The organism is Micromonospora sp. WMMD812 (genome assembly GCF_027497215.1).
Lineage (GTDB): Bacteria > Actinomycetota > Actinomycetes > Mycobacteriales > Micromonosporaceae > Micromonospora.
Genome location: NZ_CP114904.1, coordinates 6,008,594 through 6,033,650 on the forward strand (window position 1 = coordinate 6,008,594; position 25,057 = coordinate 6,033,650).

General features: G+C 72.0%; 25 protein-coding genes and 2 pseudogenes. 14 read left to right on the forward strand and 13 right to left on the reverse strand.

Going from position 1 to position 25,057, the window contains the following annotated elements; translation table 11 throughout:
• The first annotated feature begins 40 nt into the window (after positions 1-40).
• Positions 41-490 (forward strand): GNAT family N-acetyltransferase, encoded by a 450-nt coding sequence (locus O7603_RS27815; RefSeq protein ID WP_281572686.1) that lies wholly within the window; start codon positions 41-43, stop codon positions 488-490.
• A 29-nt stretch (positions 491-519) separates the two neighbouring features.
• Here O7603_RS27815 and O7603_RS27820 read toward each other — a convergent pair whose 3' ends face one another.
• Complete coding sequence (locus O7603_RS27820) at positions 520-1,179, reverse strand: DUF6766 family protein (RefSeq protein ID WP_281572687.1); 660 nt, start codon at positions 1,177-1,179, stop codon at positions 520-522.
• A 121-nt stretch (positions 1,180-1,300) separates the two neighbouring features.
• Complete coding sequence (locus O7603_RS27825) at positions 1,301-1,783, reverse strand: DUF4383 domain-containing protein (RefSeq protein ID WP_281572688.1); 483 nt, start codon at positions 1,781-1,783, stop codon at positions 1,301-1,303.
• Positions 1,784-2,035: 252 nt separating this feature from the next.
• Here O7603_RS27825 and O7603_RS27830 point away from each other — a divergent pair, with 252 nt between their 5' ends.
• Genes O7603_RS27830 through O7603_RS27840 form a run of 3 tightly spaced genes read left to right on the forward strand, consistent with a single transcriptional unit; the run spans position 2,036 to position 3,949 of the window.
• Positions 2,036-2,809, forward strand: a complete 774-nt coding sequence (locus tag O7603_RS27830) for a hypothetical protein (protein ID WP_281572689.1) — start codon at positions 2,036-2,038, stop codon at positions 2,807-2,809.
• Between the two features lie 31 nt (positions 2,810-2,840).
• Complete coding sequence (locus O7603_RS27835) at positions 2,841-3,302, forward strand: phage holin family protein (protein ID WP_281572690.1); 462 nt, start codon at positions 2,841-2,843, stop codon at positions 3,300-3,302.
• On the forward strand, positions 3,299-3,949 hold the full coding sequence (locus tag O7603_RS27840) for a DUF3618 domain-containing protein (RefSeq protein ID WP_281572691.1): 651 nt from the start codon (positions 3,299-3,301) through the stop codon (positions 3,947-3,949). The genes O7603_RS27835 and O7603_RS27840 overlap by 4 nt, the downstream gene beginning before the upstream one ends.
• Positions 3,950-4,061: 112 nt before the next feature.
• Here O7603_RS27840 and O7603_RS27845 read toward each other — a convergent pair whose 3' ends face one another.
• Positions 4,062-5,309, reverse strand: coding sequence for a cytochrome P450 (locus O7603_RS27845; RefSeq protein WP_281572692.1), 1,248 nt, complete (start codon positions 5,307-5,309; stop codon positions 4,062-4,064).
• A gap of 283 nt (positions 5,310-5,592) precedes the next feature.
• Between O7603_RS27845 and O7603_RS27850 the strand changes: the two genes are divergently transcribed.
• Positions 5,593-5,985, forward strand: coding sequence for a hypothetical protein (locus O7603_RS27850; protein ID WP_281572693.1), 393 nt, complete (start codon positions 5,593-5,595; stop codon positions 5,983-5,985).
• A 106-nt stretch (positions 5,986-6,091) separates the two neighbouring features.
• Here the strand turns inward: O7603_RS27850 and O7603_RS27855 are convergent, their stop codons facing one another.
• Positions 6,092-6,310: a DUF397 domain-containing protein gene (locus tag O7603_RS27855; RefSeq protein ID WP_281572694.1), complete on the reverse strand. Its 219-nt coding sequence runs from the start codon at positions 6,308-6,310 to the stop codon at positions 6,092-6,094.
• 65 nt (positions 6,311-6,375) lie between these two features.
• Here O7603_RS27855 and pepN point away from each other — a divergent pair, with 65 nt between their 5' ends.
• Entirely contained in the window at positions 6,376-8,892 is a 2,517-nt protein-coding gene (gene pepN, locus O7603_RS27860; protein WP_281572695.1) for an aminopeptidase N, read from the forward strand.
• Between the two features lie 114 nt (positions 8,893-9,006).
• Here pepN and O7603_RS27865 read toward each other — a convergent pair whose 3' ends face one another.
• Together O7603_RS27865 and O7603_RS27870 are read right to left on the reverse strand one after the other, a co-directional pair.
• The gene (locus O7603_RS27865) at positions 9,007-10,212 is read right to left on the reverse strand and encodes an NAD(P)/FAD-dependent oxidoreductase (RefSeq protein ID WP_281572696.1); all 1,206 of its coding nucleotides are present in this window, start codon (positions 10,210-10,212) and stop codon (positions 9,007-9,009) included.
• A gap of 161 nt (positions 10,213-10,373) precedes the next feature.
• Complete coding sequence (locus O7603_RS27870; protein ID WP_281572697.1) at positions 10,374-11,021, reverse strand: PadR family transcriptional regulator; 648 nt, start codon at positions 11,019-11,021, stop codon at positions 10,374-10,376.
• Positions 11,022-11,208: 187 nt separating this feature from the next.
• Between O7603_RS27870 and nadD the strand changes: the two genes are divergently transcribed.
• The 6 genes and pseudogenes from nadD to O7603_RS27900 all read left to right on the forward strand — a co-directional run.
• Positions 11,209-11,805 (forward strand): nicotinate-nucleotide adenylyltransferase, encoded by a 597-nt coding sequence (nadD, locus tag O7603_RS27875; protein ID WP_281572698.1) that lies wholly within the window; start codon positions 11,209-11,211, stop codon positions 11,803-11,805.
• Positions 11,806-11,915: 110 nt separating this feature from the next.
• Positions 11,916-12,323 (forward strand): ribosome silencing factor, encoded by a 408-nt coding sequence (rsfS, locus tag O7603_RS27880; protein ID WP_281572699.1) that lies wholly within the window; start codon positions 11,916-11,918, stop codon positions 12,321-12,323.
• A complete protein-coding gene (locus O7603_RS27885; RefSeq protein ID WP_281572700.1) occupies positions 12,320-12,949 on the forward strand; it encodes a histidine phosphatase family protein in 630 nt (209 codons plus the stop codon). The genes rsfS and O7603_RS27885 overlap by 4 nt, the downstream gene beginning before the upstream one ends.
• A 43-nt stretch (positions 12,950-12,992) precedes the next feature.
• Positions 12,993-13,847: a DegV family protein gene (locus O7603_RS27890; RefSeq protein ID WP_281572701.1), complete on the forward strand. Its 855-nt coding sequence runs from the start codon at positions 12,993-12,995 to the stop codon at positions 13,845-13,847.
• Positions 13,848-13,943: 96 nt separating this feature from the next.
• Positions 13,944-14,792, forward strand: a complete 849-nt coding sequence (locus tag O7603_RS27895) for a helix-hairpin-helix domain-containing protein (protein ID WP_281572702.1) — start codon at positions 13,944-13,946, stop codon at positions 14,790-14,792.
• A gap of 2 nt (positions 14,793-14,794) precedes the next feature.
• Positions 14,795-15,415: pseudogene (locus O7603_RS27900) on the forward strand (competence protein ComEC); the annotation flags it as partial.
• A 78-nt stretch (positions 15,416-15,493) separates the two neighbouring features.
• On the opposite strand, the gene O7603_RS27905 reads toward O7603_RS27900, so the two are convergent.
• The 3 genes from O7603_RS27905 to O7603_RS27915 form a co-directional block, all read right to left on the reverse strand.
• Entirely contained in the window at positions 15,494-17,002 is a 1,509-nt protein-coding gene (locus O7603_RS27905) for a serine/threonine-protein kinase (protein WP_281572703.1), read from the reverse strand.
• 79 nt (positions 17,003-17,081) lie between these two features.
• Positions 17,082-17,639, reverse strand: a complete 558-nt coding sequence (locus O7603_RS27910; protein WP_281572704.1) for a hypothetical protein — start codon at positions 17,637-17,639, stop codon at positions 17,082-17,084.
• 124 nt (positions 17,640-17,763) lie between these two features.
• Positions 17,764-18,858, reverse strand: coding sequence for a hypothetical protein (locus O7603_RS27915; RefSeq protein WP_281572705.1), 1,095 nt, complete (start codon positions 18,856-18,858; stop codon positions 17,764-17,766).
• Between the two features lie 630 nt (positions 18,859-19,488).
• Here O7603_RS27915 and O7603_RS27920 point away from each other — a divergent pair.
• Entirely contained in the window at positions 19,489-19,713 is a 225-nt protein-coding gene (locus O7603_RS27920) for a hypothetical protein (RefSeq protein WP_281572706.1), read from the forward strand.
• A gap of 63 nt (positions 19,714-19,776) precedes the next feature.
• On the opposite strand, the gene O7603_RS27925 is transcribed toward O7603_RS27920, so the two are convergent.
• From O7603_RS27925 to O7603_RS27940, 4 genes are read right to left on the reverse strand one after another with little or no spacing between them, the layout of a single operon-like run.
• Positions 19,777-21,540 (reverse strand): type IV secretory system conjugative DNA transfer family protein, encoded by a 1,764-nt coding sequence (locus O7603_RS27925; protein WP_281572707.1) that lies wholly within the window; start codon positions 21,538-21,540, stop codon positions 19,777-19,779.
• A 3-nt stretch (positions 21,541-21,543) separates the two neighbouring features.
• Positions 21,544-22,353 (reverse strand): ABC transporter permease, encoded by an 810-nt coding sequence (locus O7603_RS27930; RefSeq protein WP_281572708.1) that lies wholly within the window; start codon positions 22,351-22,353, stop codon positions 21,544-21,546.
• Positions 22,350-22,685 carry a hypothetical protein gene (locus O7603_RS27935; protein WP_281572709.1) on the reverse strand — a complete coding sequence of 112 codons (336 nt, stop codon included), beginning with the start codon at positions 22,683-22,685 and terminating at the stop codon, positions 22,350-22,352. The genes O7603_RS27930 and O7603_RS27935 overlap by 4 nt, the downstream gene beginning before the upstream one ends.
• Positions 22,682-23,254 carry a helix-turn-helix domain-containing protein gene (locus O7603_RS27940; RefSeq protein ID WP_281572710.1) on the reverse strand — a complete coding sequence of 191 codons (573 nt, stop codon included), beginning with the start codon at positions 23,252-23,254 and terminating at the stop codon, positions 22,682-22,684. Before O7603_RS27940 ends, O7603_RS27935 begins: the two co-directional genes overlap by 4 nt.
• Positions 23,255-23,369: 115 nt before the next feature.
• Between O7603_RS27940 and O7603_RS27945 the strand changes: the two are divergent.
• A pseudogene (locus O7603_RS27945) lies at positions 23,370-24,959 on the forward strand (ComEC/Rec2 family competence protein); the annotation flags it as partial.
• Between the last annotated feature and the right edge of the window lie 98 nt (positions 24,960-25,057).

The window sequence follows — 25,057 nt, forward strand, 5'->3', positions numbered from 1 at the left end:
CGGAAACCTGGATGAAATCCGTCCGGCATACCTTGATGCGATGTTGATCGAGGTGCGTGTGGCCACCGACCCGGAGATCGCCGCTCTGGTCACGGCCCAGCAGCGGGAGCTGCGCGAGGCCGACGGCGGGCTGGACGGGCAGGCGACCCTCACCCACGACGGCATCCGCTACCTCGCGGTGGTGGTGAACGGTCGGGCGGTCGCCTGCGGCGGGATCCAGGCACTCGACGAGCACACCGGCGAGGTCAAGCGCATGTACGTGCGGCCGTCGTACCGGGGGCGGGGGATCGCCCGCCAGCTGCTCGCCGCGCTGGAGGAGTTGGCCTTCCAGTCCGGGCACGCGGTGGTCTGCCTGGAGACCGGGACCTACCTGCCGGCCGCGATCGCGCTCTGCACCTCGTCCGGGTACGACCGGATCCCGGTCTACGGCGAGTACGTGGACAACCCGTCCCGCGTCTGCTTCGCCAAGCGGCTGCCCGTCCCGGCCTGAACCGGCCGGGCCCGGGATCCGCGAACGGGTCAGGCGCCGGTTTCGGCGTGCGCGACGGTGACCGGCTTCGACTCCGGTGAGGCGTGCTGGCGCAGGACGATGCTGAGCACGACCAGCGTGCCGACCGCGAGGAACTCGCTCTGCCAGTTCTGCATCGACTGGAACCAGAAGTCGCTTGTGCCCAGGAACTGCAGCGTGCTGATCGGCGGCGCTCCGCTCTGCAGCGCCTGCTCGGCGTTGTATTCGGCGGCCCCGGCGAACAGGTGCCCGACGAACGAGCCCGCGAAGATCAGCAGGAGCGCGAGGGAGAGGCTGTTCCGGTAGATCACCAGCGGGAGGCCGCCGACCCGGACCGGCCAGGGCGACTCCCGGGTCGCTCGGCGTTCGTCGTCCTCCGGCCGGTCGGTCTGGCCCTCCGGCTTCGACTCGGCCGACCCCCGCTGCACCAGGTACGCGGTCAGCAGGACGTAGCCGCCCATCTGGAGGAACTCGGACTCCCAGTTCTCGAAGACCGCCTCGGCGAAGTGCCCGCTGGCCAGGTACGCCGGCCACCCGATCGGGTCGGCCCCGAACTCGACCAGCTCCTCGTTGTGCGTCTGCCAGCCGAACACGCTCTGCAAGGTTAGGAAGACGACGAACGCGCCGAACATCGCGACGGCCAACGCGTTGTCTCGCAACCAGCGCGGCATCGCGGCCCCCTCCCGTTCGTGACCCGGTGACTCTCCGTTGCCCAGGTCAACCGGGCCGCAAACGCCGGTCGGTGTGGCGCGGGTCGCCCGCCCGCGGGCTCCGGGACGTCGTCCCCGGGGGTCAGGGGCGGTCGACAGGGGTGTCCAGCCGCCCGCCGGTGCCGACCTGGTTGGAGAGGAGCAGGCCGAGCGAGAGCATGCCGAAGCCGAGGCCCAGGTGCAGCCAGTCGTCGGCGTGGTTCAGCGGCAGGAAGTTGACCACGCTCTCCTTGTGGATCACGAACCCGTACAGCCAGAGGCCGAGATAGGCCGCGCCGCCCGCGCCGAGGAAGACCCGGGCGCCCGCGATGGTGCGGGCCATCGCCAGGCCGAGCAGGCCGAAGAACAGGTGCACCGCGTTGTGCAGGATCGACACCTGGAAGACGCCGAGCAGCCGGGCGTCCGAGTGGTGGGTGGCGGCCTGCAACTCGTCGTAGTTGGTGGTGACGCCGGGGACGAAGCCCAGCACGCCGATCAGGAGGAAGACCAGGCCCACCGCCGCGGCGGCCAGTTGGACCAGCGGCTTCGGCCCCGCCGGTCGGCCACCCCGCGCGCCCCGTGCCATCGATGCCACCTCCGTGGATCCGTCCCGCCCGCCGGTACCGTCCGGGCCCTGGTCGCGAGTCCCGTTTACCTCACTGTCCGCAGCGGTGACGTCACGCAGCCCATTTTGAAGTCGAGGCCGGCGTCGGCGCAGAGAAATGAGCGAACAGGTATGGACGTGGCGACGGAGGGTAGGTGATTCGGCGTCGGTGGTGCGTTTCGCCACCGGAATCCCCCGTACGACCGCGACGACTTTCTGAGCGGAAGGGACATCATGACCTACGATCTGTCACCCACACCGACGCCGTACGGCCAGGAGCCGACGAACGGCGGCGGCGTCCGCGACCAGGCCCGCCAGGTCGGGTCGGAGGCCGCCCACGCCGGCGGCGCGGTAGCCGAGACCGCCAAGGAGCAGGGCAAGGAGGTCGGCCGGGAGGCCGCACGGCAGGCGCGCAACCTGTACGGCGAGGCCCGTACGCAGCTCGCCGCCCAGACCGGCGAGCAGCAGCGCCGGGCCGCCGGCGGTCTCCGGTCACTGGCCGACGAGATGCGCACCATGGCCGAGCAGGGCGGCCAGGCCGGCCCGGTGAGCGAGCTGGCCCGCCAGGCCGCCGACCGGGTGCACGGCGTCGCCGGCTGGCTGGAGGCGCGCGAGCCCGGCGACCTGATCACCGAGGTGCGCGACTACGCACGGCGCAACCCGGGCACCTTCCTGGTCGGAGCGGCCGTCCTCGGCGTGCTCGCCGGCCGGCTGACCCGCAACCTCGCTTCCGGCGACGACTCCGGCCCGGGCCAGCACGCCCACGGGGCGTACGCCGACCCGGACCGGACCGCCGTCCTCCCCACCCCCACGCCGCCGGCCGCGCGGCAGGCCCCCGACCAGGTGCCGCCGGGCGGCCACCTCGATCCGACCCCGGGTGCGTACGCCGACCCGCAGACCACCACCGGCTACGCCGACCCCGCGGGCGGCACCGGCCAGCCGCTGCCCCCGGTGACCCGGACAGACCCGCTGCCCGGCGTGCGGTCCAGCGGGACCGTGCGCCCGTGAGCGACCGGACGATTCGAAGGGAGGCGGCGGCATGAGCATGCCGACGCAGGGGCCCGGCCTCGACTCCGGGCACGCCGCGGACGCCCCGCACACCGCGGCGGAGGTCAGGGGAAGCTCCATCGGTGAACTGATGCGTCAGGTCACCACCGACCTGTCCACCCTGCTGCGGCAGGAGGTGGACCTGGCCAAGGCCGAGATCCGCCAGGAGGGCCGGAAGGCGGGCAAGGCCGCCGGGCTCTTCGGCGGCGCCGGCTTCGGCGGATACATGGTGGCCCTCTTCCTCTCGCTGGCCCTCTGGGCCGGGCTGTCCAACGTGATGGACGCCGGCTGGGCGGCGCTGGTCGTGGCCGTCCTGTGGGCCGCGATCGCCGCGGTCCTCTACTCGATGGCCAAGAAGAACGCGCGGCGCGTACGCGGCCTCACGCAGACCAACGACAGCGTGCAGCGGATCCCCGACGCGCTGAAGCCCCACCCGGAGGGAGTGACCCGATGAGCACCGATCCCGACCAGATCCGCCGGGAGATCGAAGCCACCCGTAACAGCCTCAGCTCCGATGTGGACGCGCTGGCGTACAAGGTCAGCCCGAGCCGCATCGTCGACGATCGCAAGCGGCGGGCCCGTACCGCGTTGCAGAATGTGAGGGACAAGGTCATGGGAACCGCGTCGGACCTCGGCCACGGCACCGGCCACGCCGCCCACTCGGTGGGCGACCGGGCCTCGTCGGCGGCCTCCACGGTGAGCGACGCCGCGCACTCGGCGGCGTCGACGGTGAGCGACGCGGCGCACCGCGCGCCGCACGTCATCCGGCAGAAGTCCGAGGGCAACCCGCTCGCTGCCGGCCTGATCGCGTTCGGCGTGGGCTGGCTCGCGTCCTCGCTGATCCCGGCCACCCGCCGCGAGCAGCAGGTGGCGACGCAGGTCAAGGAGAAGGCCAGCGAGCACGGCGGCGCGGTCAGGGAGAAGCTGACCGAGGTGGCCGGTGAGCTGAAGGAGGAGCTGCGGGAGCCGGCGCAGCATGCCACCCGCTCGGTGAAGGCGACCGCCCAGGACGCGGTGGACGCCGTCAAGGACGACACCCGGTCCGCCGCGCAGGACGTGAAGGATCAGGCGCAGCAGTCCCGCCAGCAGGCGACCTACTGACCGACCCGTCGTCCGCCAGCCCCCGCGATCGGGCGGTTCCGGCCCCTGGTTCTCGGCTTTTCGCCGGAGGTGCCGGGGCGGAAACCGCACGATCGCGGGGAGCTGGCGCGGGTCAGGCGGTGCGGCGGACGTTGATGATCATGAAGCCGCTCGGGAGCAGGGTCGGCATCCGGCGGGTGCTGACCGCCAGGTCCTGCGGCGGTACGTCGTACCGCATGGTGCCGGTCAGGTTCGCCACCGCCCGCTTCATCAGGTCGATGGTGATCCACTCCCCGGCGCAGCGGTGTCCGGTGGTGTGCTCCCCGCCGCCCTGCGGGACCAGCCCGAAGGGGTCCGCCCGCCAGCCGGTGAACCGCTCCGGACGGAACCGCTCCGGCTCCGGCCACAGCCGCGGATCGTGGTTGGTGCCGTAGAGGTCGAGCAGCACCCGCCGGCCGCGGGGGAAGTGGTAGCCCTGCCAGTCGAAGGAGCGTCGTACCCGGGCCGCGGCGACCGGGAAGAACGGGTAGTACCGCCGGACCTCCTGCACGAAGGTCTCGGCCGCGTCGTCGTCCCCGCGGACCCGCTGCCGCCAGGCCGGGTGGTCGTGCAGGGCGAGCGCGGCGAAGACGATGAACCGGTCGACCGCGACGGTCGGCCGCAACACGTTGAGCAGTTCGACCGCGGCGATCCGGCGCGGGAGCGGCCTTCCCTGGATGTCCCGGTGCTCGGCGATCACCTGCAACGCGCTGCCGGCCGGCGCGGGCAGGGCGCCGGCCCGGGTCCGGTCGATGAGGTCCACGAGCCAGCGTTCGGCCCGTCGGCGGGCCAGCAGTCCTCGCCAGTGCACCGGCCCGACCACCGCGCCGCTCTTGATCATCGCGTGCAGGTCGGCGGCGCGCCGGTCGACCTGCGACTCGGCCAGCGGCACCCCGGCCCAGGCGCACACCGCCCGGGTGAGCATCCGGCCCAGCTCCCCGTAGAGCACGACCGGTCCCGCCCTCTCCCAGACCGGGACGCGGGCCCGCCACTCGTCGTCGAAGAGTTGGCCCAGCTGCCGGATGGCGGTCGGCGTCATGAGCGACAGGAGCATGCCCTTGCGGTCGAGGTGGGCCGGGCCGTCCAGCCCCTGTACCCCGCCGCGCCCGGTGAGGGTCCGCTGCACCCGCAACGGCGTGGCGCCCGCGCGCTGGAAGCGGTCGGGGTCGTAGAAGAGCACCGCGGCGGGCCGGCCGCGCAGGCAGACGGTCGGTCTCAGCAGCAGGCGGGTCTGGAAGACGTCCACGCCGTACCGGTCGCAACGCTCGCCGATGAAGCGGTAGCCGTCGCGGAGCAGCGCGAGGGTGCTGTCCGGGCTGCGGTCGACCGGGATCGTCGCCATCGGGCCTCCTGACGCCGGGTGGCGGCCGTCGCCGCCCGATCTCCTCCATCGCGGGACTACCCAGGCCAGGCCTCGTGAATCCCGCCGCCGGCCGGACCCGGCTCCCCGGTTCGGCGACCACGGCGATGGGGGAGGGGGCCAGCGGACCGCACCGTCCGCTGGCCCCTCCCAGGAGCCCGGGAACCTGGTTCAGTGCGAGGAGCGGCCCGACGCGGCCGGCGGCCGGCGGGCCGGCCGGGCCTGGGCCGGGCAAGGGCGCGACCACGGACCACGGGGAGGGCGGATGCGGGGCAACAGCTCGCCGCACTGGCGGCGGGGGACGATCGGAGAGCTCGGCGCGGCGCCGGGCGGTGTGGACGCGCCGCTGATCGCGCCGCCCCGGCGCTCCGACCGGCCACCCCGGTTCTTCACGGTGCACCTGGGCTTCACGGCGGCCGGCGCGACCGACGCCCGGGAGCTGGCGGTGTGCTACGCCGAGGCGCTGTGCCTGCTCCGACCCGAGGTGGCGCTCGGCGCGGCCGCGCTGTCGCCCGCGGACGCCTGGCACCGGGCCGAGCGGCTGTTCTGCGGTGCGGTCGGCCCCGACGGCGAGCGCTGCGTCGACGTCGCGGACCACCCCGGTTTTCATCACGCCGCCGGTCCCGGCGGCCTGGGCTGGGGCGACGGCGACTCGTGAGCGGCTCGCCGTCGCCGAGGTCGCGGTGTCCCGGGCCCGCCGGCGCCGTGACCTCGGCGACCCGTGGCGGTCGGCCCGGGCCGGCGATGGTCCCGGGCGGGCCGCGTCAGTCGAGGTCGAACTCGCCGTCCTGGGCGCCGGCGACGAACGCGTCCCACTCGGCCTGGGTGAAGACCAGGACCGGTCCGTCGGGCTCGGCCGAGTTGCGCATGCCGATGAGGTCGTCGACGAAGGCGACCTCCACGGCGCTCTCGGAGGTGTCGCCGTCGGCCCGCTGCCAGACCGCCCGGGACAGGTCGAAGTCGCCCTTGGGGTGCAGAGCCATGGTGATTCCTCCACTGCTACATGTCGGGGGAACGCGTCCGGATCCCCATCGGGCAGGATAAGCGGATGCCGAGCCTGACCCGTGTAGAGGCGACCGCGCGTGGCGCGGCGATTACCGTCGAGTCCTATCAGGTGGACCTCGACCTGACCGGCGGCGGCGACCTGTTCCGCTCCCACGTCACCGTCCGGTTCCGGTCCACCCCCGGCGCCGCGACCTTCGCCGAGGTCAAACCCGCGAAACTGCTCGCGGTACGCCTCAACGACGCCGACCTCGACCCCGACACGCTCGACGACAACCGGCTGCCGCTCACCGGCCTGCGCGAGCGGAACACGCTCGCCGTCGAGGCGGAGATGGCCTACTCGAACACCGGCGAGGGGATGCACCGCTTCGTCGACCCGGCCGACGGCGAGACCTATCTCTACGCCATGTCCTTCCTCGATGACGTGCAGCGCATCTTCGCCGCGTTCGACCAGCCCGACCTGAAGGCGCCGGTCACCCTCAGCGTCACCGCGCCTCCGGAGTGGACGGTCGCGGCGAACGGCCAGGTCGCGGCCAACCCGCGCCCGGGGCGCTGGGAGTTCGCCCCGACCGTCCCGCTCGCCACGTACTTCTTCTCGCTGATCGCCGGGCCGTACCACGTCCGGCGGGGCGAGCACGACGGGATCCCGCTCGGCATCTACTGCCGCCGCTCGCTCGCCGAGCACCTGGACGCCGACGCCGAGGAGATCTTCACGGTCACCCGGCAGTGCCTCGACCGGTTCCACCAGCTCTTCGCCGAGCGCTACCCGTTCGGCAAGTACGACCAGGCGTTCGTGCCGGAGTTCAACGCCGGGGCGATGGAGAATCCGGGCCTGGTCACCCTGCGGGACGACTACGTGTTCCGCTCCGCGGTGACCGACACCCAGCGGGAGCTGCGGGCCACCACCATCGCGCACGAGATGGCGCACATGTGGTTCGGTGACCTGGTCACCATGCGCTGGTGGGACGACCTGTGGCTGAACGAGTCCTTCGCCGAGTACCTGGGCACCCGGGTGACCGCCGAGGCGACGCGGTTCGACCGGGCGTGGACCACGTTCGCGCTGCGTCGCAAGGCGTGGGGGTACGCCGCCGACCAGCGCCCCTCCACGCACCCGGTCGCGCCGGAGGAGGTGGCCGACGCCGCGCAGGCGCTGCTGAACTTCGACGGCATCTCGTACGCCAAGGGCGCCAGCGTGCTGCGGCAGTTGGTCGCCTGGCTCGGCGACGAGGCGTTCCTGGCCGGGCTGAACGCGCACTTCGCGGCGCACCGGTTCGGCAACGCCACGCTGGCCGACCTGCTCGGCAGCCTGTCGGCGGCCAGCGGTCGGGACCTGACCGGCTGGGCGCGGCGGTGGCTGCGCGAGGCGCAGGTGAACACGGTGCGCGCCGAGGTGACCGTCGACTCCGACGGGCGCTACCAGGAGGTCGCGCTGGTGCAGACCGCGCCGGAGTCCCACCCGGTGCTGCGCCCCCACCGGATCGGCGTCGGCCGGTACGCCACCGACGGCACGGTCGACCGGACGGAGGTCGACCTGGACCCCGACGCCGACGGTGGCCGCACCGTGCTCGACGAGCTGGCCGGAGCGCCGGCCGCCCGGCTGCTGCTGCCCAACGACGGCGACCTGACCTTCGCGAAGGTGCGCCTCGACCCGGCGTCGGCGGACGCCGTACCGCTCGTGTTGCCCGGTCTGGCCGACCCGCTGGCCCGGGCGCTGCTCTGGGGCGAGGCGCTCGACGCGGCGACCGACGGTGAGCGGCCGGTGGCCGGCGTGGTGGGTCTGATCGCTGCCGCGTTGCCCGCGGAGACCGAGGTGATCATCGCCGAGGACGTGTTGACGTTGAGCCGGTCGCTGGTGGACCGCTACCTCGACCCCGCGGCCCGGGAGGCGGCGCTGGCGCGGATCGCCGAGGCCTGTGGCCGGCTGCTCGACGGCGCACCGGCCGGCGGGTCGTTGCAGCTGGCCGGGGCCCGCGCGCTGATCGCCGCGACCAGCGACGCCGACCTGCTGACCGGCTGGCTGGCCGGCCGGGGCGTGCCCGCCGGGCTGGCCGTCGACGCCGAGCTGCGCTGGGCGGTGCTGCGCCGGCTGGTGGTGCTCGGCGCCGCCGGCGAACCGGAGATCGCCGCGGAGGCGGCGGCGGACCCGAGCGCGGCGGGCCAGGAGCGGGCCGCGCGTTGCCGGGCGGCGCTGCCCGAGACGGCGGCCAAGCGGGCGGCCTGGGAGATCATCGTCAGCAACACCGACCTCTCCAACCGGCTGGTCGAGGCGACCGCGGAGGGCTTCTGGCAGCCCGAGCAGGCCGAGCTGACCGCTGCCTACGTCGGCCGGTACTTCGCCGACATGCCGGCGGCGGCGCGGCTGCGCACCCCCTGGACAGCCGACCGCGTCGCCGGCCTGGCCTTCCCGCGCTACGCCGTGACCCAGCCGACGCGGGAGGCGGCCGCGGCGCTGCTGGCCCGTGACGACCTGACGCCGGGGCTGCGGCGGGTGGTCACCGACGCCGACGACGACCTGCGCCGAGCGCTCGTCGCCCGCACCGCGGTAGCCGCCGCCACAGCCTGACCCCCGAGCCCCCGCCCCCATCCCCGCGATCTTGCACTTTGTGCCCCGGCATCACGGACAATCGCCGCGAATCAGGGGCCGAAAGGCAAGATCGGCGGGGCGAGGGGGTGGAGGTCAGCGCATCGCGGGCGTGGCGTTCACCGGAGCGTCCCAGTCGATGACGTAGCGCTGCTCGTGGCCCATCGTCTTCTCCGGGTCCATCACCGTCTTCAGGAACAGCGGCATGAGCAGCGGCATCAGCGCCCGGGCCACGGCGCCCGGCGCCTTGGCCCGGTTGATCCGTGCGGCCCGTGCGGCGACCTTCTCGACCCGGTCCCGCCGCAGCCGCTCGTACGCGGCGAACGCGGACCCCACGTCGGGCAGGTCGCGCAGGCAGCGGGCGAGCTGGACGGCGCTCTCGATCGCCAGCGACGCGCCCTGGCCGGAGCTGTTCGACGGGGCGTGCGCCGCGTCGCCGACCAGAACCATCCGCCCCCGGTGCCAGCGCGGCACCGGCGGCATGATCATGAGCGAGCCCACCACCTGCAGCTCGTCGGCGCTGCTGGTCGCCATGAGCTGACGGCCGGGGTCGTCGTCGCCGTACGCCTCGCGCAGCGTCCGGAGCCACTCGGCGGCGGGCACGGCCCGGGCCTCGGTGAGGGTCATCGGCCGCTCCTGCGGCAGGTTGACCCCCCACCGGGTGCCGCCGCCGGGCTCCGGCCAGTAGAGGTAGTAGCCGCGCCGGCCGAAGGCGAACGTCATGGTGCCCGGCTCGACGTCCACCTCGTGCCGGGCCACCGCCTCGAAGCCGAGCAGCCCGGTGTATCGCGGGCCCGGCGCGGCCGGGTCGATCAGCGTACGGACCGTCGAGCGGATCCCGTCGGCGCCGACCAGGACGTCGGCCGTGACGGTGCTGCCGTCGGCGAAGTGGGCGGTGACACCGTCGGCGCTCTCACGTACGTCGATCAGGCGCCGGCCGTGCTCGATCACCACGCCGCCGGCGACGGCCCGGTCGTGCAGCGCGCGGTGCAGGTCGGCGCGGTGCACCACCTGCAGCGGCGGCACGTCGGCCAGGCTCGGCAGGGTGAAGCGCTTGCGTCCGATGGCCATCGCGGTGCGGCGGATGGGGGTGGCGATCGCGGTCACGGCGCGGTCCGCGCCGACGGCGCGCAGCGCGGCGACGCCGTTGGGGGCGAGCGCGAGGGTGCCGCCGATGCCGTCGGCGGTGCTCGGGTACGCCTCGTACACCGTGGCGGCGATGCCCGCCCGGCGCAGCGCCAGCCCGGTCACCGGGCCCGCGATGCCGCCACCGATGACGATGGCCGTCCTCACTGTGCTCATGGTCGTCCTCTCCCTGGTCGTGGGTGCGCGTGCGCGGCACCGACCTGGGAGGGAGCCCGGCTATCCTCGTGGTTGCCGCTTCGGGCCGGAGCACCTTCCCAGGTGCGGTACCGAGGTAAGGGCCCCGGTGCGGTGTTGGCGCACCGCGCCGGGGCCGTCCGTCACTGCGTGGAGCCGCTCCTCTCGGTCGGATCGGACAGCTCCGGCGGCAGCTCGCCGGTCTCGTGGAAGGCCCGCCACTGGTCGAGCCCGGGGTAGGTGCCGTCGGTGAGCTCGGCCAGCAGGGCGCGGACCCAGGCCGCCTCGGCCTCGCGGATGGCCACGTCGTACTCCGACTCGACCAGGAACAGCCGCGGCAGCTGCCGCAGGTGCTCCGCCAGCACGCCCCGCGCGGCCCGGATGCCCTCGTCGAGCAGCTCCAGACGCCGCCGCAGCAGCGCCGCCGCCTCGTCGGGATGCAGGACGGCGAGCACGGACAGCCCGGCGCGGAAGCGCGGATGCTCCGGCTCCGGCGTGGACACCAGCTCGCGCGCCCAGTCGACCAGCTCCGCCCGGCCCGCCTCGGTGATCCGGTAGACGGTGCGCTCCGGGCGCCTGCCCGCGCGCACGCTCTCCACGGCCTCGATCAGGCCGTGCCGGTCCATGTTCCGGATCACCGTGTAGAACGACCCCCACTTGATCTCCATGTCCTGCTCCTTGCCCCAGGCGCGGAGGGTGGTGGCGATCTCGTACGGGTGCATGGGGCGCTGGGTCAGGGCGGAGAGCACGGCCAGGGCCAGCAGGTTGCCGACCTTGCGTTGCTTCGGCATGCCGACCTCCGGCTGTGGTCGTTGCGGGCGATTACTTGCATGCGAGTATACGGCTGCGAGCATCACCGACGCGACCCCTCTTCGGGAGAAGTTCAGGCGGCAGCGGTTGTCCGGCGTCACCGGAGCGTGGTGAGGACCACGGCACCGCCGGAGGTGTCCGGCGGAGGGTCCGGCCTACGATCACCGGGTGGAGGAAGATATCCGGCGGATCGGGATCATGGGTGGCACCTTCGACCCGATCCACCACGGGCACCTCGTGGCGGCCAGCGAGGTGGCGGACCGGTTCGGGCTGGACGAGGTCGTCTTCGTCCCCACCGGTAAACCGTGGCAGAAGGTGGACGAGCCGGTCAGCCCGGCCGAGGATCGCTACCTGATGACGGTGATCGCCACCGCCTCCAACCCCCGCTTCCAGGTCAGCCGGGTGGACATCGACCGTGGCGGCCCGACCTACACCGTCGACACGTTGCGCGACCTGCACGCCGAGTACGGCCCCAAGGTCCAGCTCTACTTCATCACCGGTGCCGACGCCCTCGCGAAGATCCTCTCCTGGAAGGACCTGGACGAGATCTTCGAGCTGGCCCACTTCATCGGGGTCACCCGGCCAGGGTTCGTGCTCACCGACCGGCACCTGCCCGCCGACACGGTGAGCCTGGTGCAGGTGCCCGCCATGGCCATCTCCTCGACCGACTGTCGGGACCGGGTCGCCCGGGGCGAGCCGGTCTGGTACCTGGTGCCCGACGGTGTGGTCCAGTACATCGCCAAGCGTCGGCTCTACCAGCAGTGATGTCGCCCGGTATGGCACCGTTCCGGTGGGTAGTCGACCAGAACTGACAAGTCGGGACGCCGCCGCGTGTGAGACGCTTGGAGGGTCGCACGGTTGATCGAAGGAGAACGGTGACAGTTTCCGAACGCGCACACGAGCTGGCGATCGCCGCGGCGCAGGCCGCCGCGGACAAGAAGGCGCAGGACATCGTCATCATCGACGTGGGCGACCAGCTCGCCATCACCGACGCGTTCCTGCTCGCCGCGGCCCCGAACGAGCGTCAGGTGCTCGCCATCGTCGACGCCATCGAGGAGCGCCTGCTGGAGCTGCCCGAGAAGGCCAAGCCGGTGCGGCGCGAGGGGGAGCGCGGCGGCCGTTGGGTGCTGCTCGACTACGTCGACATCGTGGTGCACGTCCAGCACACGGAGGAGCGGGAGTTCTACGCCCTCGACCGGCTGTGGAAGGACTGCCCGACGATCCCGTTCGTCGACCGTGACCTGGTCGACGCCGAGTCCGGCACCGGCTCCGCCGCGGAATGACCCGGCTGATCATCTGGCGGCACGGCAACACCGACTGGAACGCCGCCAACCGGGTCCAGGGGCAGACCGACGTTCCGTTGAACGACCTGGGCCGGGAGCAGGCCCGCGCGTCAGCTCCGCTGCTCGCCGCGCTGCGCCCGGACGCCCTCGTGGCCAGTGACCTCAGCCGGGCCGCCGAGACCGCCGCCGCGCTCGCCGCGGTGACCGGGCTGCCGGTCCGCAGGGACGCCCGCCTGCGTGAGCGCCACTTCGGGCGCTGGCAGGGGCTCACCCTGACCGAGGTCGCCGAGCAGTTCCCCGCCGAGTACGCGCGCTGGCGCGCCGGCGACCCGGATCCGGGGGCGGAGATCGAGACCCTGGACGACCTGGGCAAGCGGGTGGGCGCGGCCCTCGCCGACGCCGCCGAAACGGTGCCCGGCGGCACCGTCGTGGTCGCCACCCACGGCGGCGGCGCCCGGCAGGGCGTGGGGCACCTGCTCGGCTGGGATCCCGGCGTCCTGCGCACCGTCGGCTCGTTGCAGAACTGCCACTGGACCGAGTTGCGACACGACGACGTGCGGGGCTGGCACCTGCGGGCCCACAACGTCGGCCTGGTGGTCGCACCGGCCGTCGCCGACGCCGTCTGACGCGGCCTCGTCGGGCCGGCCCGCATCGGCTAGCGTGCCGGGCATGCCCGTCGCGGTCGTTACCGACTCCACCGCCTACCTCCCACCCGAGCTGGTGCGCGCGCACCGGCTGACCGTGGTGCCGCTGACCGTCGTGCTGAACGGCGCGGAGGGGCTGGAGGGGGAGGAGGTCGTCCCGGCCGACGCGGTGCGGGCGCTGCGCGGTCGGCGGGTCTCCGCGACCACCTCACGGCCCTCCCCGGAGCAGTTCGCGCGGACGTACCGCGAGTTGCTCGACGCCGGTGCGACGGGGGTGGTGTCGGTGCACCTGTCGGCGGAGCTGTCCGGCACCGTCGAGGCGGCCCGACTGGCCGCCGACGAGCTGGGCGGCCAGGTCGAGGTGGTGGACAGCCGCTCCACCGGGCTGGGCCTGGGCTTCCCGGTGATCGCGGCCGCCGAGGCCGCCGCCCGCGGCGCCGACCTCGACGAGGTACGCCGGGCCGCGGTCGACGCCGTGGCCCGGACCACCATCTACTTCTACGTCGACACGTTGGAGTTCCTCCGCCGCGGCGGCCGGATCAACGCGGCCGAGGCGCTGCTCGGGACCGCGCTGTCGGTCAAGCCGATCATGCACATGCCCGACGGCGCGATCGTGCTGAGGGACAAGGTCCGTACCGCCAGCCGGGGTGTGGCGCGCCTGATCGACCTCGCCGTCGAGGCCGCCGGTGACGCCGAGGTCGACCTCGGCGTCCATCACCTCGCCGCGCCGGAGCGAGCCGCGGCGCTGCTCGCCGCGCTGGTCGAGCGGCTCGACGACCGGGTGCGCGAGACGTACGTGTCGGAGGCCGGCGCCGTGGTCGCCGCGCACGCCGGTCCGGGGCTGGCCTGCGTCGTGGTGCACCGCCGCCCTAGCAGATGACAGCATGATTAGGGCGTTCTGCACAGCCGGCTCCGCCGTCCACAGGTGACGAGCCGGGCGACCCACCGGGCCCGCCCGTCGCCCTAGCGTCACGCCGTGTCACACGATGACGAGACCGTGGTACGGCAGCGCCTGTGGCGGTTGGCGGCCCCGCCGTCATCGCGGCCGGCACCGGCAGTCGGCTCGTCGCTGTCCGACCCTTCCCCGCCCGGCGCCCCGCCGGCGGTGCCGTCGACCGGTGTCGCCAAGCCGTCCACGTTGGACACCCCGTCGGAGGGCGAGACCGGCGTGGCCCGCCGGCTGCCGGGTCCCGGGGCGTTCGATCCCGGGCGCCGCGGCGTACGGGCGCTGGCCGCCGTCGCGGCGGTGGCGGTGCTCGGCGCCGGCTTCTGGGCCTGGCGCTCCCGCCCACGGGCGGAACCGGTCCGACCGGTTGCGAACGCCGCCGTGCCGATGGCGGACGGCGCCGGCGAGACCGGCGCGAGCCCGGCGGGCGAGCTGGTGGTGGCGGTCGCCGGCAAGGTGCGCCGTCCCGGGCTGGTGCGGCTGCCGGCCGGCGCCCGGCTGGCCGACGCGGTGGAGGCGGCCGGTGGGGCGCTGCCCGGGGTGGACGTGGCCCTGCTCAATCCGGCCCGCAAGGTCGTCGACAGTGAGCTGATCGTGGTCGGGGTCATCCCACCGCCCGACGCCGCGGCCCCGCCGGCCGCTGCCCCCGGCGCGGGCGCCGTCCCGGGCGCGGGTGCCGCGCCCGGCGGGCGGGTCAATCTCAACACCGCCACCCTCGCCCAGCTCGACGCGCTGCCCGGGGTCGGCCCGGTGCTCGCCCAGCGCATTCTCGCCCATCGCGAGCAGCAGGGCGGCTTCCGGTCGGTCGGCGACCTCCGGCAGGTCGAGGGGATCGGCGACGCCCGCTACGAACAGCTCAAGGACCTGGTGACGGTGTGAACCTGCGACCCGACGGGCCGGAGCAGGTCGACGCCGGCACGCCTCCGGCGGCGTACGGGCCGGATCTGCGGCTGGCCGGGCTGGCGGTGGCGGCGTGGCTCACCGCCCTGGCCGGGCTGCACCTCGACGCCGCGACCACGTTGCTGATCGCGGGGGCGGCGGCCGTGCTCGCCGTCGCCGGCGCGCTGCACCTGCTCGGTCTGCTCGGGCGGCCACGGGCCGTCGTCCGGCGGGACGGCTGGATCGCCGTCGCGGTGGGGCTCGGCGTCGTCTGCGGCGGCACGACCACCGCCGCGCGGCTGGCCGTACGCGACGCGGCTCCGCTGCGCGCCCTCGCCGAGCAGCGGGCGAGCGTCACCGCCGAGCTGGTCGTACGGGACGATCCCCGTCCGGTGCGGGGCGCCCCCGGCCGACCGGCCACCCTGCTCGTGCCGCTGGAACTGGTCGGCCTGTCCGGCCCGGACGGCCGGTGGATCAGCGCCCCGGTCCGGGTGCTGGTGCTCGCCACCGACCCGAGCTGGCGGAGCCTGCTGCCCGGGCAGCGGCTCAGCGCGGAGGGCCGGCTCGGCGCGCCACGGGGCGGCGACCTCACCGCCGCCGTGCTGGCCGTCGCCGGCCCACCGGCCCACCACGGTACTCCTTGAGGGAGACCGCACCCCACGGCCTGCTCGCCCCGAAGTTGATCCCCAACAGGGTCACCCTCACCGAACTCGCCAGCTCCCCTGCGGCTGCTTCTCGGGCATCATCATGGGCCGCTGCAGCTTGCCCTGGGAGGCCAGCGCAAGCCAGCCTGCCCACCTGTCGACGAACTCATCCATCGCATCGATCGATAGAGGAGTGAACGGCCACGCCACCTGCACTCGCATGAGCCCGGGACCGATGGCTTCCGCCGCGTCGGATCCAGGGCTGAGCGCGTACGGATCGCGCGGACGGTCGCCTGCTCGCATCATCGGCTGATCCATGAAGGCCGTCTCGTACCAGTGGTACTCACCCGCCGTCTGCGCATCGCAGTACCAGAGGGAGTGACTTCTCCCTTCGTAGCCCTGATAGTTCGAAGGTGCCACGAGGCTCAGGCCAGCCGAAGCAACAACGTCGATGGGAGTTCTCGACTGCCCCCAGGGGTGCCGTTGTTCCTGAAGCGGGCCATCGAAGACCAGCTTCGCCCCGTTGAGGCTGATGGTCCAACCATCGCGGGACCTCCGTGCTTGGGGTCCGGCCGCGGGCTGCCTCTGAGCGAAGGTTGCTGCAGGAGCGTTCGCCAGGATGGCGTCCTTCAGGTAGTCCATCATCCTGGTCAAGGCTCGGCTTGCTGACTGCGCCAGCTCTTCTCTCCGCTCCTCCTCCGAGCGGGCTTCGGATGCTGCCCGTTCCTCCTCCCGGATCCGGTTCACCTCAGCAAGGTTCGCCTGCTGCAACTGCGCCAACCCAGCCGACGGCGTGGCCTCGACGGCTCGCGTCAAGCGGGCAAGCAGGTTGGAGGGAGTCGGCCTCGCATCCATCCCCTTGTAGAGACACTCGTCGATCATGGCAGCGATCGGCAGAGGAACGCCGCTGAGCAGTTCGGGGTTCTGGTGCAGGTGCTGCTCACGGAAGTCGTGGGCTTCTGGGCCCTCGAAGGGCCAGTTCCCCGAGAGCAGCTCGTAGGCGATCACGCCAAGGGCGTAGACATCTGTTGCAGACGTGGCCCTTATGCCGCGCCACTGTTCAGGCGCGGCGTACGGGGGTGTCATCGAGTACTTCCGAGTGTCCGGGGCCGTCGAGGACTCGGCGTATCGGGAGATGCCGAAGTCGGCCAGACACCAGTGTCCGTCGAGCAGGAGGACGTTCTCGGGCTTGAGGTCGCGGTGAACTACTCGGCCGTGCAAGTCGCTCAGGGCGGTTGCGATGTCCGTGAGGATGGTCAGAGCCTCGGCCAGCGAGAGCCGGCCCTGTGCGCTTTCAATGTGTTCCCGCAGCGACTTCTCGGCCCTCGGCATGACGAGGACCCAGTTGTCCTCCGTCTCGCCCCGATCGATGATCGGCACAACGTTCCGGGCCCCGGCAAGGTCTACGAACAACAACTCCCGCTCAGCTCCTGGCCCCTTCGGAACGAGCTTCGCTACGGCGTTCGGGACCTGGTCGGAGCTTGCCTCCAGTACCCTCCCGAAGCCGCCTCCTCCTACCTGCTCGCCGAGCGTCCATTCGCTCGCGAGCAACAACCGCTGCCCCACGCTGCCTCGCCCCTCATCGCACTCACCGCTGCCAATCATTCGAGACTACGCAACGGGTCAGACACCGGTTGAACCTAGATCAGGACTTCTCAGCGATGTCCTTGAGCCAGTCGTTGATCCACCTCATGTGGTCACCCGCGCCGATCCCGTTCTGGTCCCTCAGCACCTCTTGAACGCCGCTTACAGCCCCCCTGAGCTGACGCAGCTCCTCAGCCACAGCGAGGACCGCATATGTGAGCGCCTGGCGGTGCAGACCGGCGTTGTCGCCCAGGTCGAGATCGCCCTGGTTGGCGGCCTCCAGCAAGTTGATCGCCGTCTCGCTCAGGCTCACCTTCGGCATGACGCATCCCTCCCCGTTAATCGGCCTATCGGGGGATCTTGTCGGATTCGCTGCTGATGGTGTTGGCACTGTCGGCTGGACGACAGAACGGGCCCTCACCGCCCTCGACGGTAGCTGGCCTGATGGGCCGCCACTCTCGCGAGGAATGACCTTGATGCCAAGGCAGGCGTTGGCGGCCGCCCACTGCTCCCATGTCGGTGGAGGTGCCTTGGCGAGTTGGCGCTGGATCCACGCCTCGCGGGCCGCCTCCTCTGCTGCGGCACGCTCCTCACGACGACTTCTCTTGGCGGCGCTCATCCCTGCCTCCTCTTGGGTGGCTTGCTTCTCTACCGAGCGGAGGTGCCGCGAGGCGACGGCTGGTGGGCGTTGCTCCTGCCGAGGGGGAGACTGGTCTAGTGGCCAGCCCTCGACCGCACCGTGATCAGGCGCCCTGCTTGATGAGAATGTAGGACCAGGCACCTAGCGCGGCTACTACCGCGAAGCCGCACCAGAACATGCCCCACCTGAAGGCACGCCAACTCCAGTCGCCCCCTCCATTACCGCTACCCGCGGTCCGGGCGAAGTTGTCGGATGCCTGTTCGATCGATCGTGCGGTCTCGCCCATCCCTTGCGCGGAAGCGATGGCCCGATGCAGGCGATCCGCGACGTTGTCAAGCTCGTAGATCTTGCTGTCCAGGTTGTCGAGGCCGGCACCGGCGATTCGATCCGCAGCGTTCGACAGCTTCTCCGCGTTGAGGCTGACCAGCTCGAACCTCCCGGCCGCCTCTCGCAGCGGTGCCACGTAATCCGGAAGGTTTATGAGGCCTCGCGAGGCCTCATAAAGCATGGGCGCGTACTCCCGGGCGTTCCGGAGTCCGCTTGCTGACTCATACAACATCGAACCGAAGTCCTCCAGCGTGCGAAGGCCCTGCGCCGACTCGTGCAGCATCCAAGTCTGGTCTTCAAGATCGGAAAAGACGCGTGCACAGAACTCCAGTCGTGCGATGGCTTCTTCGCTCATGTAGGGCTCGTGGAAGGATGCACTCACCATGGACTTGATCAACTGCAGAGTCTCGTTGCTCACGTCCCTTAGCTGATCGATCGCATCGATTATCTCTTCTTTCGTCTTGTTGACGGCGAGTTCCATTCGCTCTTGAAGTAGCTCATCGTCGAGCGGTGGCAGCTTCACGAGTGTGGCGGCTAGGTCCCCTTCCCGCTTCTTCTTCCACTCGTGCAGCAAGGACGCTGGGTATAGCTCTTCCCATAGCTTGAGGTCGTCGACTTCGGTGTGATGTGGTGCGCATAGCAGGATGAGGTTCTTGAAGCTGTTCCGTTGCGAGATGCTCATCTTGGAGTCGTAGCGCGCCTCGCCCTCGGCCAGGGCACAGATGTGTGCGATCTGCACGTTGACCCTTGGCGCTCCGCTCTCGGTCATCCGAAGGACGCGCGTCTTGCACTTCGGCGCGTAGCAAGTTCCACGGCTCAGCATGTAGAGAGCCTTCTCTGTGCCCGAGCCGTAGTAGCGGCTGTTGCTCATGCTTCTCTCCCGACCATCTCGCGTCGAGCGACCACGCTAGGCGAGAGGGGTGACACTCACCGCTGATCAAGAACTTCTCGCACTCGGTGCACTCCACACTTATCGGGCCGCAAGGACGTGTCTGGCCGACTGCGAGTTGCGCGGTCCATCGTGGAGAGCATGGCCGACTTCGGCCTGACTGGCGTTAGGTCCAGCGTGTGCGGCGGGCGGCCCGCGCGCTCGGGCGTGGCGGGCCGGTTGTGTCGGTGGGAGCCAGTACAGTGATGTGAAGCCATGTCATGACTGCGGCGCTTCTAGCAGCCGGTCGGGCGGGCCCTCACTTGGCACTCTGCCCTGTCGGCTTCCCAGCCCCCTTCAAGATCACCTCAACCACAACATGTTGTGGTCATTTTGACCGCATGCTACTACCCCTTGGGGTGCATCGTTGCGGTCCTGAATGGAATGTGGTTGACTACTGCCGGAGGCAAGAAGCCTTTAGGAACACAACAACCCGGCGGAGCCGGGTGGCACCGTCGGGTCGTTGGGTCTATTCGCGGTAGATCTCAACCTTACCAACCTTAGCTTCGGGACGACTAGTCCCCTGGTGGGTGTCGGCGGTGCTCCGTTGTGCGATGACGAAAGGAGCACGGCATGGGTAAGAGATGGCGCGGCAGCAGGCGCAGGCCGGCGGGACGGATGGAGGTCCGGTCGTCGGTCCGGCTGACGCAGCAGCCGGGTGAGTACGCCCGCTACTCCGGCATCTGGCAGGCCCTGAGGGGTGAGTACCAGGCCACCGTCGTCCGGGGGCGCCGGATGCCCCCGACGCGACTCGGTGGAGCGTGGGTGCTGCTGAGGCGGACCCGCACCAAGCAGTAGCTGGTCAGTAGCCAAGCCGGCGGCTCCGCTCGTGATGAGGGGAGCCGCTCGGCTGTGCGGCTTCTACGCGGAAGTGATCGGGTCCTCGGTCCTGCCCTGTGCCCAACGGGCAAGGTCTGCTCTCGCGTACAGGTCCGCGTTCCCAGTCTTGCCCCTGGCTTCGGGCACCTGGCCGACTCGCCGCTGTAGCCGCTTCTTCGCGGCGTCGAGCTTCCACGGCACCACGCCAGTCTCGACCGCCTCGCGCAGGGTCATGAAGTCCCCGGCAGGGCTTGATAGGCCGTTGACATGGGATGTCTCCGGGGACCGGGGACATGCCAGCGTGCGAGCCTCGGCAGCGGTCAGGTAGGCAACCTGCGTTTCAGTCGCCTGCCCACCGATGACCACCTGCCACCGGCCGAGCGTGCGCGAGGCGCGAGGCATGGCCGCCTCGGGAACCAACATCTTCCAGTTGTTCGCCGTGTACCGGGCGAGGCAGCGGATGCCGAAGTTCTCCCGCGCCTCGGGCCCTCCGATCGCGCGAGCGGTGAGCATCTGCGCGATGGCCAGTACGTTGACCTTGGCGCTGCGGCCCATGAAGAGCAGGTCTGCCAGAGCCGAGACAGCCGGCGACCGCTTCGGGTCGCCCTTGCCGCGCGCTTCGACCCAGAAGTTGACGAGCTGCCCGATGGTGGCGTTCAGCTCCTCGGCGATGACCAGGACGCGGGGACCGGGGTCCCAGTCTTCGGCCTCGTGCATGGCCAGGGTGTTGCGCTCGTCGGCGAGCGTGGCCAGGCGCACGAGCGCGTCATGCACCTGCGCCGGCTTGGTGCAGTAGTCGACCCCGGCCAGGCCGAGGGCCCAGCGGTGCGAGCCCTTGCGGTCGAGGATGACCACCCGGCCGCCTCGGGCGAGAACCTGCACGGCGACCAGCTCGGCGAGTACGCTCTTGCCGGCACCCGTGCCGGCGCTGACCGCGATGTGCGGGGAGTCGTCGCGCAGGGACAGGGTCACCGGCCGGTCGCCGGCGCCCTGCCCGATGTAGAACTCCCACTCGGCCAGACGGGGCAGGTGCTCGGCGACTTGGTCGACGCCAACCCGAGCCGGCGGGCGCTTACGCACGGTCCACGTCGCCGTTACCCGCGGACCGACCTGGTGCCAGGACTCGACCAGGTCAGAGACCGGGATCTTGCTGCCGATGATGGAGGAGACGAGGTGCCGTTGCTCCTTGGTCAGGTACGGGGTGTCGGCGACCAGCTCGATGCGCGGACCCTGCTCGCCGTCGACCGGCCGGCGGAACGCGGCCAGCCGGGACGTGACCGGCTCTGCCTTGCGCTGCACCGCCCATGCCGCCCGCTGAGCACGCTCAGGAAGCCACCGGATGATCGGCTCTACGTGCTCGCCGTACCAGGCTCGTACTGCCTTCTCGGCAGGGCTCAGCGGCTTGGCCAGCCGGGGCGTGAGGTTGCCCAACGAGGGATCAACATGCAGGCGCACGCCGGTCTGTAGACCCATCGCCGGAGCGAGAGCAGCCAGGGTCGGGGCGATGTACTCCCGGTGGAACCGGCGCCGCACCAGCCGTTGCCGGCCGCGCCAGACGGCAGCCACGGCGGCGCTGCTGGCCGCAGTGAGCGAGGGATTGGGGAAGGCCACGGCCAGGCCGGCGGCAGCCGGCACACCGAGGCGGAATGCCTGACGCTGCCAGCCGGCCAGCCGGCCCGGACCCCGGTGGCGGTAGGGGTAGCCCTGCCGGCCGTCGAGAGGACGGCCGGACAGGTACCGGTAGACCACCCGGGGCACCGTGTGCTTGCGCCGCAGTCGGCGGATAGCCCGCTCAAGCTCGGTCACCGGTCAGCCCTCCTCATGGGACAGGTGGGCAAGGGCAGCGGCCATACCGAGCACGGCGACCGGCAGGCAGGCAACCAGGGTGGTGATCCACCACGGAGCCGACGTGATGCCGGCGGCGACCAGGAGGTGATAGGCCACCTGACCGAGGGCGCCAACCATGAGAGACCCGATGGCGGACCACTTGGCGAACCGGCGAGCCCGGGGCGGAACCAGGCCCGACAGCCAGGCTCGCAGGGCGTAGGCGGCGTAGACCTCAACGCCGATCGGCAGCGTGATGGCGGTGTTGAGGCTGAACCCGTCAGCGATTCCGGGCAGGGGGTGGACTACCCCGAACCCGGTGAGTCCGCCGAGCCCGACCCACCCGGACCAGATAGCGACGAACGCGGGCAGCGCGATCAGCACCACCGGCCACGCGGCGAGCCGGCGAACCTTGCTCTTGCCTGGGGTGGCCTCGGTGCTGACCTGCGGGTGTCCGTCGTGCTCGACCAGCGGCGACGGCTCGGTGACCTTCTCGGCCGGAAGGATTAGCGGAACCGGGGTGGTGTCGACCGGCAGGGCCGGCGGGACCGGGGCAGGCTCGGCGTACTGCCACGGGTCCGAGGCAGGCTCGGCCCCGGTCTCGTCGGGCGGGGTGATGGGCTCGGCGACCAGGGCCAGGCGCACGGCCTGAGCCTTGGGCGCACCCACCCTGAACTCGCGCATGATCTGGTTGCGCGAGGGGATCTCGCCGAGTCTGTCGGCCAGGTCCCGAACGGCAGGGAGTAGGTCGGCGACGGCACGCGGGTAGGCGCTGGTGACGGTAGCGGTGCTCATCGGGCGATCCCTCCCACCCACTGCGCGATCTCGTCGGTGCTGGCCTGCGGCAGCGCAGCCCGGATCAGCCGGGCGGCAGCCTCGCGGGTGAGAGCGGGGTCGAGGACGATGACACGACGGCGGGGGAGCACGACGCACGGGGCACCCGTGCGCGCCTGGATGATCTGCACTGCTTCTCCTGCGGCGAGGGTGGAGGGAACGTCAGGGAGAGGAGCGACCGGCCGCTCGGCGTGCCGCTCGACCAGCCGGCGAGCGATGGCGAACGGGGCGAGCATCGAGACCGGTCCGCCGATGAGGATCAGGCCGAGCGCGTAGGCGGCGGTGCCGTTCATCGGGCACCCGCCAGCGCCTCAGAGCGGCAGGGGATGCATCGGCCGGCGGGCTGGCCGACGTGCCCCGGCTTGGTGCAGCGGTCGCCACCGGCGGTCATCGGAAGGGCAGCGCCCTTGCGCTCCGGGTACGGGTAGCCGTTGGCGCTGGGGTTGTTGCCCTTGTTCTTGGGAAGGAACCGACGCCAGTCGCGGGCGCTTGCGCCCGTCTTCAACTTCCCTTGGTCTTCAGCACTTCGGGTGTCACCCTGGCTGTCACCCCCGGCGGGCTGATTCGTCACCTCCGCCGGCTGGTTCGTCACCCCCAGGCCGTTGTTCGTCACCCCCTGGCCGGTCACCAGCCGGTAGACGCGAGTGGCGATACCGGCGACCTTGGCGACGACCAGGCGGCCGAGCTGCACCAGCTTGGCGAGCGCCCGCTGCACGGTCCGCTCAGAGCAGCCGGCGTACTCAGCGAGGGTGGCGACGGAGGGCCAGGCGTTGCCCTCGTGGTTGGTGTGAGCGGCGATGGCGATGGCCACGGCGCGCTCGTTCTTGCCGAGATCCTTGGTCGCAAGCAGGGCTTGCTTCACAGCTACACTCATCGCGGGCGGACCTCCGTTGTCCGTCAAGGCCCCGGGTAACAGGTGTTCCAGCACCTGCCGGGGCCGTTCCTCTCTCGTCGACTCACCTCCCTAACTCACGTTCACTGGTTCCAATGTGGCGATCGTGGTGGGCGCGGTGCTGCTGGTGGCCCGCTGGGCTCGGGCCGGGCCGTGGCTCGCGGCCGGGCTCTGCGGAGTCGCCCTGGTGGGCTTCGTCGTCCTGGTCCGTCCCTCGCCGAGCGTGGTGCGCGCCGCCACCATGGGCGCGATCGGGCTCGCCGCGCTGGCCGCAGGTCGTCCGCGCGCCGCGCTGCCCGCGTTGGCCGCCGCGGTCACCGTGCTGGTGCTGGTCGACCCGGAGTTGGCCGGCGACCCGGGTTTCGCGCTCTCCGTGCTGGCCACCGGCGGGCTGCTGCTGCTCGCTCCGCGATGGCGCGACGCGCTGCGCCGGCGGCGCGTGCCGGCCGGGCTGGCCGAGGCGCTGGCCGTGCCGGCGGCCGCCCAGCTCGCGTGCGGCCCCGTCGTCGCCGGGCTCTCCGGCACGGTCAGTCTGGTCGCGGTGCCCGCGAATCTGCTGGCGGTGCCGGCCATCGCCCCGGCCACGGTGCTCGGCGTGCTGGCCGCGGCGGTGTCGCCGCTCTGGCCGGCCGGCGCGGAGTTCGCCGCGTGGCTGGCGAGTTGGCCGGCGTGGTGGCTGGTGCTGGTGGCCCGCCACGGTGCCGCGTTGCCCGCGGGCACCCTGCCCTGGCCGGGCGGGGTGCCGGGAGCCCTGCTGTTGGCAGCGTTGACCGTGGCGCTGCTGGTGGCCACCCGGCGGCCCGTGGTGCGTCGGCTGGTGGCGGTCGTGACCGTCGCGGTGGTGCTCGGCACCCTGCCGGTCCGGCTGGTCGCCCGAGGCTGGCCGCCGGCCGGCTGGGTGGTGGTGGCGTGCGCGGTCGGCCAGGGCGACACGATCGTGCTTCCGGTCGGGCCCGGCCGGGCGGTGGTGGTCGACGCCGGGCCGGAACCGGCGGCGGTGGACAACTGCCTGCGCCGGCTCGGGATCCGTGAGGTGCCGTTGCTGGTGGTCAGTCACTTCCACGTCGACCACGTGGGCGGGGTCGCCGGAGTGTTCCGGGGGCGGCGGGTGGGCGGCGTGCTGATTCCGGCGTGGACGGAACCGGAGACCGGGCAGGACCTGGTGCGGGAGGCGGCGGCCGGTGGGCGGGCGCGGCTGCTGACCGCCCCGGCCGGCTGGGCCTACCAGGCGGGGACGGCGACGCTGGTCGTCCTCGGCCCGCCGTACGCGATGCGCGGCACCCGGTCGGACCCGAACAACAACTCGCTGGTGCTGCGTGCCACCGTCGCGGGGGTGCGGATCCTGCTCCCCGGCGATGCCGAGACCGAGGAGCAGCGGGCCCTCCTGGATCGGATGCCGCCGGACGCGCTGCGGGCCGAGGTGTTGAAGGTGGCCCACCACGGCTCGGCCTATCAGGATCCGGCGTTCCTGGACGCGGTCCGCCCGGCGGTCGCGCTCGTGCCGGTGGGCGCCGGCAACACCTACGGGCACCCACATCCGGCGTTGCTCGCCCGGCTGGCGAGGGGCGGCGTCCGGGTGCTGCGCACGGACACCGACGGCGACGTGGCAGCGGTGTACGGGAACGCCGGTCTGGCGGTGGTGGCCCGGGGCGTCGCGCCCGGCCGGCAGCCGTGAACCGGTCCCGAGGCGGCCGAGCGCGGCACGCGGTCCATGGCGAGTGCACGACTTGAGCGGCTGCATGGTGGATTGACATAAATGTCGGGATTTGCACT